At 69.8% G+C, this 14,003-nt stretch carries 6 protein-coding genes; 1 reads left to right on the top strand and 5 read right to left on the bottom strand.

Annotated elements, in window-relative coordinates; genetic code table 11:
- Positions 1-26 precede the first annotated feature (26 nt).
- From AXYL_RS21650 to AXYL_RS21630, 5 genes are all read right to left on the bottom strand, one after another.
- Positions 27-4,670 (bottom strand): hypothetical protein, encoded by a 4,644-nt coding sequence (locus AXYL_RS21650; protein WP_013394998.1) that lies wholly within the window; start codon positions 4,668-4,670, stop codon positions 27-29.
- A gap of 9 nt (positions 4,671-4,679) precedes the next feature.
- On the bottom strand, positions 4,680-8,858 hold the full coding sequence (locus AXYL_RS21645; RefSeq protein ID WP_013394997.1) for a hypothetical protein: 4,179 nt from the start codon (positions 8,856-8,858) through the stop codon (positions 4,680-4,682).
- Positions 8,859-9,235: 377 nt separating this feature from the next.
- Positions 9,236-10,672, bottom strand: coding sequence for a dethiobiotin synthase (gene bioD, locus AXYL_RS21640; RefSeq protein WP_013394996.1), 1,437 nt, complete (start codon positions 10,670-10,672; stop codon positions 9,236-9,238).
- Entirely contained in the window at positions 10,669-11,325 is a 657-nt protein-coding gene (locus tag AXYL_RS21635; protein ID WP_237709924.1) for an alpha/beta fold hydrolase, read from the bottom strand. Before AXYL_RS21635 ends, bioD begins: the two co-directional genes overlap by 4 nt.
- Before the next feature lie 26 nt (positions 11,326-11,351).
- On the bottom strand, positions 11,352-12,542 hold the full coding sequence (locus AXYL_RS21630) for an aminotransferase class I/II-fold pyridoxal phosphate-dependent enzyme (RefSeq protein WP_041654063.1): 1,191 nt from the start codon (positions 12,540-12,542) through the stop codon (positions 11,352-11,354).
- 148 nt (positions 12,543-12,690) lie between these two features.
- Between AXYL_RS21630 and AXYL_RS21625 the strand changes: the two genes are divergently transcribed.
- Positions 12,691-13,959: an adenosylmethionine--8-amino-7-oxononanoate transaminase gene (locus AXYL_RS21625; protein WP_013394993.1), complete on the top strand. Its 1,269-nt coding sequence runs from the start codon at positions 12,691-12,693 to the stop codon at positions 13,957-13,959.
- Positions 13,960-14,003: the final 44 nt, after the last annotated feature.

Genomic DNA, 14,003 nt, shown 5'->3' with positions numbered 1-14,003 from the left:
TGGGTGCCTTCGGGCACCCCTTTTTTTTAGAGCCCGAAGAACGCCGAGTACACCAGCCTTTCCTCCACCACGCGGCGCTGCTGCGTGGCGCCGGCGCGCCGTTCGGGCACAGCGCTGTCGGTGTAGTAGCGCTCGTACTCGCGCACCGCGATGCGCACCGGCTTGCCGCCGCTGTCGGGGAGCGCGGCGCTGGCGGTCCAGATGACCGGGTCCAGCAGTTCCCCCAACAGAGGGCCTTCCAGCACGGGCGGAAAACGTACCACCGGGCCGACCACCACGTTGCCCAGGCGCGAAAGATCGGCGAGCGTCGTGGGCGTGGCGGTTTCCAGGATGGGCAGCTCGCGCATGCGGTCTATGAGGATGGGGCCCGGGCCGGACGGCTGGGGGGGCGGTCCCGCCGGGTCCAGCAGGCCCGATGCCAGCACCTTGGCATCGCTCCAGGCCAGGTCGCTGTCCAACGCCGGATCGCGCGTCTGCAGCACCAGTTCCACGCGGTTGCGGCCGCTTTCGGCGGTCTGGCCTATGCCGGGGATGAAGGAGATGTTCAGGTACTCGGAGTCCAGCGGGAACTTCATGGGCCCATGCTTGGGGACCACGCCGCGCAGGCTGAACGTCAGCCGGCCGCGCTTGATTTCGAACACCGCGCGTCGGCGCGGCAGCACCTGGGAGAACTCGGCCTGCACCACCCGCGACAGCTTGGCGGAACTGATGGCGTTGGGCTGATAGCGCGCCAGCGCCAGGCGCACGAAGGGCATGTAGGTCCGGCCGGGATCGAGTTCGATGTCGCAATACCAGCGCGCGCGTTCCTCGCTCCAGCGCACGCGGTGTCCGACCACGTGGACCAGCTGGGACGGGATTTCCTGCAGGTAGACCTGCTCGTCGGTGACGCGCGCGGAGAAGTCCGACACGCGCGCCTTGTGCTTGGGCGGGGGCGTCTCCCACAGAGGATCCATGCCCCACTGCGTCACCAGCGGCGTCAGCGGATTGCCGATGTCGGTGAAGTTCTGGCCGTCGCCCGCGATCACCACGCCCAGCAGCTCGCCGTCGCCGGAAGAGAACCAGGGGCGCTCCAGCCAGACCCGCAAGCCATTGCCCAGCCGCGTCACGTCCAGCTTGCCGGCGCCCGCTGTTTCCTGCCAGCGGAAGGTTGGCACCACGTAGGTGAGGACGGGGGCGTCCGGCGGCGCGCTGGCGCGCACGACAGTGTTCTGCGCCCGGCCGTCGCGCCTGAGCACCGGGGCGCCGGGGTCATCGTCCGCGCCCACTTCTACCAGCGGGCCATCGGCGATGGGCCCCAGCCGCGTGACCTTGTCCGTCTGCGCGTAAAGCGAGGGCGGCAGGTATTCGCGGAAGCGCGTGGCGGCGCGCAGGCGGTAGCGGATGAGCCGGAAGCGGGTGTCGCCGAACTCATGACGGTCGCCGCGCGCGCGCAGCTTCCCGTCGGCGTTCAGTTGTTCCTTCACCGCGTTGCTCAGGCTGAAGAGGTTCGCGTAGTTTTCCGACAAGGGGACCTCGGCCAGCACGCCATGGCCGGCATGGCGTTCCGGACGCAGCTTCTGCAGGTCGTCCACCCATTCGTGCCAGTCGGCCTCGATCTCGACCTTGCCGGTGGTGGGGCCGTGCAGCCGCACGCGGGCGTACAGGTCCGCGTGGGCATCGCCAGGCCCGCGCTGCGGTTCCTCGGCCATCAGCAGCAGGGGCTCGCATATCGGCTGCTGCGTTGCGTGCACCAGCACCAGCGGACGATAGGGCGTGACCATCCAGCAGCCGCCCAGCACCGACGACAGGCGCAGCGTGGCGCGCTCGCCCTCGTTGTTCGCCCAGGCGGGTATGCCGAAGGTGTTGGCCAGGCCGGGATTCACAAAGCTGGAATAGCGCAGCCGGGCGATGCGGCCCTTGGGCAGGTAGAAGGTCAGGACCCGTTTGGCCTCGTCCCAGGTGGGCAGGCCATCGTCGGGAAAGTCCTCCGAGCAGGGCGGATCGGTCAGGGTGGCGCGGCGCTCTTGCAGCACGATGCGCAAGCCCTGCGTGTCGGGCCACTTGGATGCGTGCGCCACCAGCAGCACCAGCTCCTGGGCAGGCGTCTGCGCGATGACGGCGCTGGGGCCCAGCACCTTGGGGCCGGTGACGCCGGGCAAGGCGTAGCCTGGCTGGGCGCGCAGCGCGATGCCGCCGGCCGCCGGGTCCGGCAGATAGGGCGTGAGCACCTGGGCTTCGCGGTGGATGACATACTGCCCGGCGGCCAGGCGCTCGCCGGTAGGCTGCTCGGCCGAGGGCAGTCGCGGCGGCACCTGCTCGGTGGTCGCCACCTGCTCCAGCGCCTGCGGCGTCACCAGTTCTATGTCCGTGTCCGGCCCCTTGTCGTAAAGCGTGGCCGCATCGCGGGCCGCGATTTCATAGGCCTGCTTGATGCCGGCGGGATCGCCCATCATGGCGTCGAACAGGCCGTGCGTTTCGCATTGCAGCTGGGATGCCTTGGGCGGCACCACGTGGCGTTCGTTGACTGCCGTGTACGCGAAGTCCTTGGAGGCGTCCTGCAGGCGGGCCTGCTTGAAGTCGGGGCTGTCGAGGTAGGCGGCCGGATCCAACCCGGTATTGCTGCGGATCACCATGCGTTCCAGCGATTCGCCTTCGCTCACGCGGGCACGCTGCACCAGCGCCGGCGGATCGACGGGTTCGAAGCGCCAGTAGACGACCGGCTGCGTGGCGTTGTCGTCCTGCTTGAGCGAGGGATCGTCGAGCGCCAAGCTGTTGCCGGCCAGGTCCACCAGGCGCGCGCGGAAGCGGTAGGGCATGCCGAAGCGCAGGCGCGGCAGGCTGCCCTTGGCAGCCGTGAAGCTGACCGCCAGGCCGTTGCCTTTTTCCGTGGCGGTGTCCTGCACGTCTTCCGGCGTCTCGCCCTGCACCCCGCTATCCGGGTCCACGCGGTCGCGCAGGGTGCGCCCGGGGCGCGGCGCCACCAGGCTCCAGCCGGTCCAGCGGAACAGGGATTCATGCAGGTATTGGTCTTCCGGGTCCTCGCCGCCGCTGGTGGAGGCGCCTTTGACATAGCCCTCGTCGTCGGGCAATTGCAGCGGCGCGCCGCCGTCGGTGCAGCGGTAGGCGCCGGCGCGCTGGCACAGCGAGCGCCAGGGCGGCGGATCGCCGGGCGCTTGCGGCTGCGCGTCCACGCGATAGCCGCGCAGCAGGTCCTCGGCATACAGCACGATGCTGCCCGGCGCGCCGGACAAGGCGGCGTTCTTCAGGGTCGCGGCAGCCGCGTTCTGCGCCACTTCCCAGGCGCGGCCACGGCGCGCCACGCCCAGGCCGCCCGAGCGCAGCGCGGCCACGCCTTGCTTGTCGCCGGTGGTGTAGGTCACCGCGCCGTCGGCGCCCAGCGCCAGGCTTTTGGCGATCAGGTTCTGGGCGCTCAGCACGAAGTCCACGGTTTTGAGCGCCGCGCCGTCGGGGTCTGCCTGATAGACGTCGAAGGGGCTGCGCGGCTCGTACAGGTTCCAGCTGTCGTCGGCGCGGCGCAGTTTCAGCATGCCGCGCTCATGGTCGGCGGGGTTGCGGGGGCGCGTGGTGAAGCGTTCCGCGTCGCCCGTCCAGGCGGTGGCGGGGCAAGCGTCGTCGCCCGCGTCGTGGCCGTCTTCCCAGCGCAGGGTCAGGAAGAAATAGCCTTGCGCTGCGGGTGCGGCCGCCAGTTGCTGCGCGATCGGCGAGTCCGCCGGCAGCAGGCAGTCGATGACCAGACCGAGCTGGCGCAGCAGCGCCGGATAGTCGCCGTAGGACGCGACGATGGCGTGGAAATCCATTTCGGGCTGGGCGGGCGGCGCGGGCACGTTCTCGCCATCCGGCCGCCGGATGCTGCGTTGTTGCGCCGTGGGTGGATCGCGGCGATAGAAGCGGTTAGCCTGGAACAGGGTGTACTCGGCCTGCGAGTTCCACAGCTTCATCAGGTTCTGGTCGGGGCCGGCGAGCCCGCCATCGTTCCATCGGGTGGGCAGGGCGCGTAGCGGAAAGCTCACCCCGGGTTGGGGATTGCCCTCGGCGTTCACGCCCGGCGCTGCGGCGCGGCCCTCATAGATGCTGTGCGGACCGTAGACCTGCGAGCGCAGCACGCGCTCGGCGCCGTCGCCACTGTCGTCGAAGAAGCGGTCGAAGCCGGGCAGCGGCATCTCGACGCGCCGGTCGCCCAGCGAGATGTAGGTCGTGCGCGTGCCGCAGTCGCCCAGCATGTCCTTCAGGCCCGGATGCGCGTCGCGCCAGGGCAGCAGCGTGGGTGGCGTACCGGTGGCCTGCACCGCCAGCCTGCCGTAGTGCTTGCGGGCCAGGCCCAGCACGCCCGCCACCGAATACGAAAACAGGTTGACCTTGCTCATGTCGCGGAACACGAAGCCGGCGACCGGCGTGGTCTTGGGCAGCAGCCGTTCCCACAACGCCGCGTCGGCCTGCGCCTGCGGCTCCAGCTCGATCTCCGCCATGCCGGTGTTCAGCACGAAGCGCAGCCGTTCCAGCGTGCGCGGCCAGTTGACCCAGTCGGCGTAGGCGTGCAGTTGCTGCTCGTCCGCGGCCTGCGGCGTCAGGCGCGGCGAGGCCACGATGGAGATGCGCAGCCGGCCTGCATCGGGGCCGGCCGGCACGCGGCCGTTGGGGATCGCGGTCCAGACTATCGTTTGCTTGGCCATGGACGTTCCTCAGGCAAAGGCTTCGGCGTATTCGCGCCAGGCGTACTCGGTGCTGTTGTCGATCAGCGCCAGCTCCTGTGCCAGCGGCAGCTCGGGACGCGGCCCCATCAGGTCGCGGAAGCCCGGGTCGCCGTTGGACCCGGCAAACTTGCGCTCGCAGGACAGCGATACGCTCATCGAGAACATGAAGACTTCGATCTCGACGGTGATGGTGGCGCGCCCCGCGCACTTGCCGCTTTCGAACTCGTAGCGCAATTCCAGGTAGATCTCGATGGAAATGCTGACGATGCCCAGCACGCTGACGCAGCCGCCCATGCGGAAGTACCCGGCCAGCGAGCAGGCGTTCTTCTCCATGCGGAAGTAGATGCCCGCCATGACGTGCACGCCGCCCGAAGCCACGCCCAGGTTCACCGACACGCTGGCGCCGAACTCGAAGGCGGCCTCCATGAGCTGGACGCCGCTGGGATCCAGCGTGATGCCGAAAAAGCCGCCGCCGCCGAACATGCAGACCGACAGATTGAAGGGCTGTTCGCGCGTGCAGAAATTGAAGCGCACGGACAGGGGCTGGCCGATGAAGGGCACGGTGAAGCCCGCGCCCAGGCTCAGGTTGGAAAGATTGAAGACGCCGATGGCGACGGCCGGCAGCGCCACGTCGAAGCCCGCGTCCACCCCCTTGGCCGAGATGTCCAGGTAAGGCGGATCGGAGAATCCGTCCAGTGGGATCAGGTCGCGCAGCGTTTCGACGAAGGACAGGGGGCCGACGAACTTGATGTCGGTCAGCAGCACGTCCACGTCCATCTTCGCGGCCGTGTCGATGCGGAATTCGATCTTCTCGAAATTCAGTTCCATGAAGCTGGCCGGCGCGATCAGCACCAGGTCGAAGTCCTTCAGCGAGCAGACTACCGACATCTTGGGCGCGCTCTGCCCGTTCTTGCGCACGCGCGCTTCCACTGCCACCCGGAAGCCGCGCGCATCGTTGACGCGGAACAGCGGCGGGTCGCCGGGCTTGATCGACCAGCTCTTGATCACCGGATTCCAATCGAAGCGGAGGGTGAGTTCATCGCCGGTCAGCAGTTCCAGCAGCTCGGCGCTGGCCAGCACCGCATCGACCGCCAGCTTGACCGCGTTCAACGCCGTCTGCGCGATCTGGCGCGGCGCGCCTTCGAGCAGGCGCGCACTGCCGATGGTGCCGGACAGCGGCCCGACGGCGTCGGTGATGGCCTGCAGGCGCGGGGTGAGCGTCGCGGCGTCGCTGAAAAGCTCGTCCAGCTGGCCGGGCTGGCCCACCACCGCATCGAGCGCGTCGTACAGCGCCTTGCCCTGCACCAGCAGCGCGGGCACGACGCCCACGCTGTCCAGCAGTATTCCGGCGGTATTGGCGGCCTGGCGCAGCGACAGGCGCAAGCCGTCGGGCAAGCCCACGCCATTGACCTTCGCGTCGGCGGCCGTGCGTAGCGCCGTGGCGGCGTCGCGCGCGGCGGTGAGCACCGCGGGCAGCCCCGGCAGCGCGGGCGCGGCGTCGAAGGACTGCCCGGCCAGCAGCGCGACCTGTGCGCGCACCGCCTCCAGCGCGGCCATCAGCGCGTTGACGCGGGCCTTCGCGTCCTGCACCAGGTTCTGGGCATAGGCCTGCGCCTGGCCGAGCAGATCCTGCAAGGTGTCCTTCAGCACCTGCAAGGCGGCTTCGGCGATGCGGCCCGGCTGCTGCGCCAGGTCCGCCACCAGGCCGTAGAGCCGACCCATTTCGTTGACCAGGCTTTCAAGCTGGGAACAGGCTTCCGATACGAAGCGCGGCACCTGTTCCGGCGTGCCGGCTGCGTTGGAAACTGCCTCGATCACGTCGCCCAGCGGAATGCAGCCGAACAGCAGCGGAAAGGGCAGGTCCGAGGACAGGACCTTGGGGAAGATGTCGGGGCCGCTCATCTTGCCGGCCACGAAGTCCGCCACCTTGCCGCTGACCGGGCCGGCCATGCGCGACAGGGCCGTGGGGCGCAGATTCGGCTGCACGAAGCCGCCTGCGCGGTCGCCTTGCGCGGAGAAGTTCAACACGGCATCGCCGCGGTAGCCGGGCTCGGCGTCTATGTTGCCGAAGACCTGGCCGACGTTGGCGGAGTCGAATCCGAACCGCAGGTAGTGATCGTTCCAGCTCAGCCCGCTGTTGCTGTCGCTGCCGGTCAGTTCGGCCAGCGCGGCGATGCGGATCGCGGCGCGCTTGATGCCTGGATAGAACAGGGGGCCGTTCAGCGAGTCGCTGTAGGCGCGCAGTTGGGTATTGCCCGGATCGACCAGGCCGTCGAACTCGATCGTTTCCGCTTGCGCGGCGGTATCGCCGGGCTTGAGCGGCGAGGCGAACGTGACGCGCTGCTGCTTGAACTGCGCGGTGCGGCGGCTGGATTCGGCGTTGCGCCAGGCCTCCCGCGTCTGCTGCGCGAAAATTTCCGCGTTCGCATAGTCTGGTGTCAGCCATTGGCCGCTGAGCTTGCGCGGGCAGGCCCGGCCGCCGTCCATGAAGATCATGGGCAGATCGAACTGCACGTTGCGGCCGTCGATGTCGGTGGCCGAACAGGCGAAGCGGAAGGGGATTCCGCCTATGCACGGCCAGAACAGCAATTGCCCCAGGCCGTCGATGTTGCTGGCCTGGGAGGAGGGAGGGTCCAGGCTGGGCGTGACGGTGGTCAGGATGCGCACGCTGGAGAACGGCATCCGGCGATGCAGGAAGATCATGTTCCCCGTGTCGTCCCGCGCCTGCAGCTGCGGATCGGCGTAGACACGCTCGCGCTCGCGCACGATGATGAACAGGCGCTGGCGCAGGTAGGCCGTGTTGCCCGGCCTGCCCGTATGGAACTTGCGCTCGCTGACCTTCACCAGCGAGGCGCGGTGGCCGAAGGGATACAGCAGGCCCTTGTAGACGACGCGGACGTAGTGGTCGCGGCCCATGGCGCCGCGATGCGTCCATTCTTCCAGCGACAGCCCCGGCGCGTCCCAGTTGCCGCGCGAATCCAGCCACGCGCCCAGCGCGGACAGCATCAGCAGCTTGGCGTCGACGGGCTGGGGCGTGTAGTTGGCGACGGAGAAGTTCGACGACAGGTGCGCGATCTGGAAGCGGTCGAAATCGTCCATCGGCATGCGGAAGGGCGAGGTGTTCGGCTGCGGCAGATAGGTCACCGTCGGCACCGGGAACGCCGCCTGCATGGGCTTGGTCGTGCCTTCGCCGCCCAGCGCCCAGACCGCGCGCACGGTGGGCCGGGGATCGTCCGCGAGCGGCGCCCGGGCGCTGTCCTCCGGCTGCGCGGCCAGCAGCTGGGTATGCCAGAGCTCGGTGTGCTGCGTGGCGCCGGAGGTCGCCGGCGCCTTGGCGTGGCGCCAGCGCTCGTCTGCATGCGGGCTGAGGATCAGCCGCCAGGGCAGTTCGATCGCCGTCTGTTGCGCGGCGGGCAGCGCGGGCTTGGGGCCGCGCCTGAGGATTTCGATCAGGGCGCTGGTGCGCTGCAATTCACGGACGGGCGCGCCGCCATCCAGACGCAGTGCGCGCAGGCCGGGCGCGCCGCCCGCCTGGCGCAGCAGCAGTGCCGCGGGCGCATGTTGTTGCGTGACGATGCGCGCAGTGCGCAGCGCGAAGCTCGACAGCGCCGCGCGCTGCACCGGCGAGAGCTTGTCGATGCGCTTGTCGAACAGGTCGCGCAGGTTCAGGCGCGGCGCGCTGGGCCCCGGCGGGCGCGCGTTGGCGGCCACGGCCTGGGGCAGGGACTCCATCGCCGCCAGCACGCCTTCCAGCGTATAGGGCACGTCGAAGCCGTCGGGAATGGCAAAGGCCAGCCGCGATTCGCCGGCAATGCGCGCACGCACTGGCGGGCCGGTGGGATCTTCTTCCTCGCCGGGAGGGGGGGCCGGCTTGTCCGGCGTGGGGCGGGGCGCGGGCTGGTCGGCGGTGTCGGGAGGCGGCTTTTCGAAGAAGGTTTCTTCGGTGATCGACTGCGGCGGGAAGTGGACGATGAGCGTGGCGGCCCCGTCGCCCACCTTCTTCAGGCGGGGCGGCTGGCCCGGCGTGACCGTCAGATTGCGCAGCTCCAGCCGCAAGGCCAGCAGATCGGCCGGACGCAGCACGGCTTGGCCTGGGCGGGTGCCGTCGAAGAAATTGCGGTTGGGATTTGGGGCCAAGACAGGAATGTTCAGCCTTCTGGTGACCATGCCAGTTCTCCTGCAAATAAGGAAACCCAGGAACGAAATCCTGCACGTCCAGCTACCTGCGAATCGAACTGCCAATGTGGCGAAAATTATCGTTGTGTTGCGTTAGTAGTCAACAACGCGCAGCCGCGCGGCGGCGGCTGCCGCGGCAGCGCCGGTTTGAGAATCCGGATGTGGCTGAAGGATGTAGAAGGCCTGCGCCTTCACTCGGGAAGTTCATGCTTTGCATGAGGCTGCGGGCGCCATCCGCGTAGCCGGAAAGCGATGCAGCGGCATGCATCCGCTAAAAGCGGGGGCGGCCGCAGGCGGAATTTATTTTGTACGAATGCGTAACGGCTCCGGCCCCGGAAAGCGCGCTGTTCCGGGGCCGCGTGCGGGGCCTAGCTGGCTACGGCCGGCGCATCGCCCAGCGCCTGCAGGCATTCCGCCAGTGGCGGAATGGCGCTGGCCAGCGCCGCGACGGTCTGCGCGTCGACCTTGGACAGGGGCGGAATCTCGGCCAGCACGCGCACCTCGCCGAAGCGCTCGATGGCTTCCTTGTTGCCCGCCGAAAGCGGCCCGCTCATGATCACGCCCAGCACCGGAATGCCGCGGCGCTTGAGGGCTTCCAGACTGAGCAGGGTGTGGTTGATGGTGCCCAGGCCGCTGCGCGCGGCCAGCACCACCGGCAGGTCCAGCCGCGCGATCAGGTCGATCATCATGTGGCTGTCGTCGATCGGCACGTAGAGGCCGCCCGCGCCTTCCACGATCAGCGGCGCCTGCGTGGCCGGCGGCACGATGCTGGTGGCGTCGACGATGGTGTCTTCCAGCGTGGCGGCGGCCCAGGGCGACAGCGGCGCCTGCAGCACATAGGCGGGCAGATGCAGGCGTTCAGGCGGCAGCCCGGCTAGTTGCGCCACGGTTTCGGTGTCGCCTGGCTCTTCCGCCACGCCCGTCTGCACCGGTTTCCAGTAGTCGGCGTTCCAGGCGCGCGCGAGGATCGCGGACACCAGGGTCTTGCCGATGCCGGTATCGGTGCCGGTCACGAAAACGCCGGTGGGGTGTTGCTTGGATTTTTTCCACATACCGTAGGCCAGGTGATAGGTCACCCCGGCTCCTTGTTCGTCAAACGCCGCCAATACCCGCCGCAACTGCGCCGCGCCCAGAGGCGCGCGCCCGGGGGCGGGCGCGGTGGCGCCTATGCCCTTGAGACCGCGCAGGAAACGCAGCCCGTCAGGATGATTTTGTATCAGCCGTTCGCTGCGCACGCCACCGGCCAGATTGCCCCTGTCCGGATGGATGGCGGCAACGGCGGGATAGCGCGGCGTGGCGGCGCTCAGTCCGGCCGCGGCATGGGCATCCTGCCATTCCTGGAACGTGCCGTCGGCCAGCGTTGCCACCGCCAGGCAGCCGCCCGGCGCCAGCAGCGCGGCCAGCCGGCCCAGCCCCGCGTTCAGATCTGAAAACCACTGTACCGCCAGGCTGGAGCAGATCAGGTCATAGCCGCCCGCAAGCCCGGCCGGATGCTCGCCGTCCAGCAACTGGTAGCGGGCCGTGCCCGGCAGGGCCGGGCCGCGTTGCGAGGCAGCCAGCATGCCGGGAGCGATGTCGGTGACGGTCCAGTCGGCGGGTCCGATGCGGCGCGCCAGCGCCTGGGTCAGCAGGCCGGTGCCGCAGCCGATCTCCAGGATGCGCGGGCGGGCGGGCAAGGGTAGCAGGGCGATATCGCTGGCCAGCCGTTCGGCCGCCAAGCGCTGGATCGACGCGTGGTCTTCATAGGCCTGGGCCGCGGCGCCGAAGCGCGCGCCGATTCCGGCGTTGCGCGGGGCTTGGGTCATGCGGCGGCCGCCAGGCGGGAAATGAAGGCGCGGATATGCGCCGCGCACCAGGCGGCATCCGACACCGGCAACAGGTGGCCGCCGCCCGTGCGTTCGTGGATCTCCGCGTCGGCCCGGCCGGCAAAGCCCGCCTGCGTCATGGGCGCGGGAACGATGGGATCGTCCGCGCCGGACAGGACCAGCAGCGGCACGGGCAGCGCCGCCAGGGCCGCGCGCCGGTCTTCGTCGCGCAAGGCTTGCAGGTCGCGCGCCAGCGGCGCCAGCCGCGGCTCGCCGACATCGGAGTCGTCGCCGCAGCGCTGGCGGAAGTCGCGCAGCACCGCCACGGGGTCCGAGAACAGCCGCCTCGACATGCGCTCCAGCACGCGCGGCGCGACGCCGGCTTCGAAGTCCGCGCCGGCGGTGAAGCGCGCGAAGCCGTTGATGGACACCAGTCCCAGGCAGCCTGGCGGCAGTTGGCGCAGCAGGCGCAGCACGCCCAGCGAATGGCCGATGGCGATCGCCGGGCCCACGATGGCCGGCTCTTGCTCAGGTCCGAAGTAGCCGGCATCAAAAGCGGCTTGCGGCCATTCCTGGAGTTCGGCGCGCAGCGGCGCCCAGACCGAGGCGTCGAAAGCCCAGCCGTGCACGAACAGCAGGGTGGGGCGGGGCATACCGGCTTGCATGGAGGCAGCGCCCATCACGCCAGCGCGGCGGCGAAGCCATCGATCAGCCGCGCCACGTCCACGTCGCGGTGCGCTGCGCTCAGCGTGACGCGCAGGCGGCTGGTGCCGGCGGGGACGGTGGGCGGGCGGATCGCCACGGCCAGCAGGCCGCGCTGTTCCAGCCCCGAGGCCAGCGCCAGGGCGCGGGCTTCGTCGCCCACGATGGCGGGCACGATCTGGGTGGAGGATGCCCCCGTGTCCAATCCCATGCAGCGCAGCGCGGCGCGCAGGTTGTCGCCCGAGGTCGCCAGCCGGGCGCGTTCGGCGTCCAGCGTGGGCACCAGGTCCAGCGCCGCATCCATGGCGCCCAGCACCGCGGGCGGCAGCGCCGTCGTGTAGATGAAGCCTGAGCAGGCGTTGATCAGGTAGTCGCACAACGCGCGTGAACCGGCCACATAGGCGCCGAATCCGCCCAGCGCCTTGCTGAAGGTGCCCATGGCCAGGTCGATGCGGCCGGGCGCCAGTCCCGCCAGGCCCATGCCGTTGGGACCCAGCACGCCGGTGGCGTGCGCCTCGTCCAGGTAGACGAAGGCGCGGTAGCGGTCGGCCAGGGTGGCCAACCGTTCCACGTCGGTCCGGTCGCCGTCCATGCTGAACACGCTCTCGGTGACGATGAATCGCGACACGGTCTGGCCGGGGGCCTCGGCTTGCGCCCTGGCCGCCAGCAGGCTTTCCAGATGGTCCAGGTCGTTGTGCCGGAAACGGATCTGCTTCACGCCCGCCGCCTGGCAACCGTGGTGCAGGCTGGCATGGTTGAGCTTGTCGGCGTACAGCTCGACCTCGCCCTGGCTGGCGGCGGCGCGCAGCAGCGCCGGCAGCACGGCGGCATTGGCCTGCCAGCCCGAGGCCAGCAGCAGCGCGGCTTCGGTGCCCTTCAGCCGGGCCAGCTTGGCCTCCACCTGTTCGTGCAGGTCCAGGTTGCCCGTCACCAGGCGCGAGGCCTGGGCGCCCGCACCGTGGCGGGCCGCCCATTCGCGCGACCGTTCGACCAGCAGCGGATGCCGCGACAGGCCGAGGTAATCGTTGCTGGAGAAGTTCAGGACCGGCTCGCCCTCGAGGACCAGGCGTCCCGGGGCGGCGGTGGTGGCGGTGCGCAGGCGGCGGCGCACGCGGCGCGTTTCGGCGCGCGCCAATTCGGAGGAGAAAAGCGGATCCAGCTTGGACATCAATATTTCCGGCAGCGGCCCGGCAGCGGGCGTGCCCGCGCCTGGCCGTAGAATGCGAGCCATTGTAGTGGAGGCGGGCGCCGCCCCTGTCCTGGCCGGATCCGCCGGACGGACCCCCAGGCGCGCCGCCGGTATCGAGAGGTGAATCATGCACACGCCCGACTGGGTGGCCCAGGGCCAGCCCCATATCTGGCTTCCCTATGCCCAAATGAAGACGGCGACGCCGCCGCTGCCGGTGGTGCGCAGCCACGGCAGCAGGCTCGAACTGGCCGATGGCCGCAGCCTGATCGACGGCGTCGCGTCCTGGTGGACGGCCTGCCATGGGTATAACCATCCGCACATCGCCCAGGCGGTGCGCGCGCAGCTGGACGCCATGCCGCACGTCATGTTCGGCGGGCTGACCCATGAGCCGGCGCTGACCCTGGCGCGCCGCCTGGCCGCCATGCTGGGGCCGGGGCTGGACCGCGTCTTCTATACGGATTCCGGCTCGGTGGCGGTGGAAGTCGCCATGAAGATGGCGTTGCAGTACTGGCTGAACCAGGGCGAACGCGGCCGCAGCCGCTTCCTGGCGTTCCGCGGCGGCTATCACGGCGACACCTTCGGCACCATGGCGGTCTGCGATCCGGACGAGGGCATGCACAGCCTGTTCCGCGGCATGCTGGCCGGGCACGACATCGTCGACCTGCCGCGCGGCGAGGCCGAGCTGGCCGCGCTGGAGGCCCACCTGGAGGTTCATGGATCCCGGCTGGCCGGCATCCTGGTCGAACCGCTGGTGCAGGGCGCAGGCGGCATGCTGCTGCATGACCCGGAAGTATTGCGCCGCCTGCGCCGCCTGGCCGACCGCCATGGCCTGTTGCTGATCTTCGACGAGATCTTCACCGGCTTCGGCCGCACGGGCAGCATGTTCGCCTTCGAACAGGCCGGCATCCGTCCGGACATCGTGACCTTGTCCAAGGCGCTGACCGGCGGCACCTTGCCGCTGGCCGCCACGGTGGCCAGCAAGCGCGTGTTCGAGGCCTTCTGGTCCGACGATCCCTCGCATGCGCTGATGCACGGCCCCACCTTCATGGGCAACGCGCTGGCCTGCGCCGCGGCCAACGCCTCGCTGGATCTGTTCGAGACCGAGCCGCGGCTGGCGCAGGCGCAGGCGATCTCGGTGGCGCTGGCGGCGGGCCTGGAGCCCTGCCGCGAACTGCTCTGGGTGCGCGACGTGCGCGTGCTGGGCGCGATCGGCGTGGTCGAACTGGACGGCATCGCCGACCGCGAGGGCCTGAAGCGGCGCCTGGTCGAAGCCGGCGTCTGGGTGCGGCCTTTCGGCAATGTGGTTTACCTGACTCCGGCGCTGACCATGGCCGAGGGCGAACTGGCCAGCTTGATGCAAGCCGTGGTGGACGTGCTGCGTCGCCAGCGGCCCTGAGCCAGGCGCTCCCGAGCCCGGCCCCCAGAGCCGGGCTCCTCCAA

It is taken from the genome of Achromobacter xylosoxidans A8 (assembly GCF_000165835.1).
Lineage (GTDB): Bacteria > Pseudomonadota > Gammaproteobacteria > Burkholderiales > Burkholderiaceae_B > Achromobacter > Achromobacter xylosoxidans_B.
Note: the sequence above shows the minus strand (reverse complement) of the source record. Positions and strands in the feature narration are given on the sequence as shown.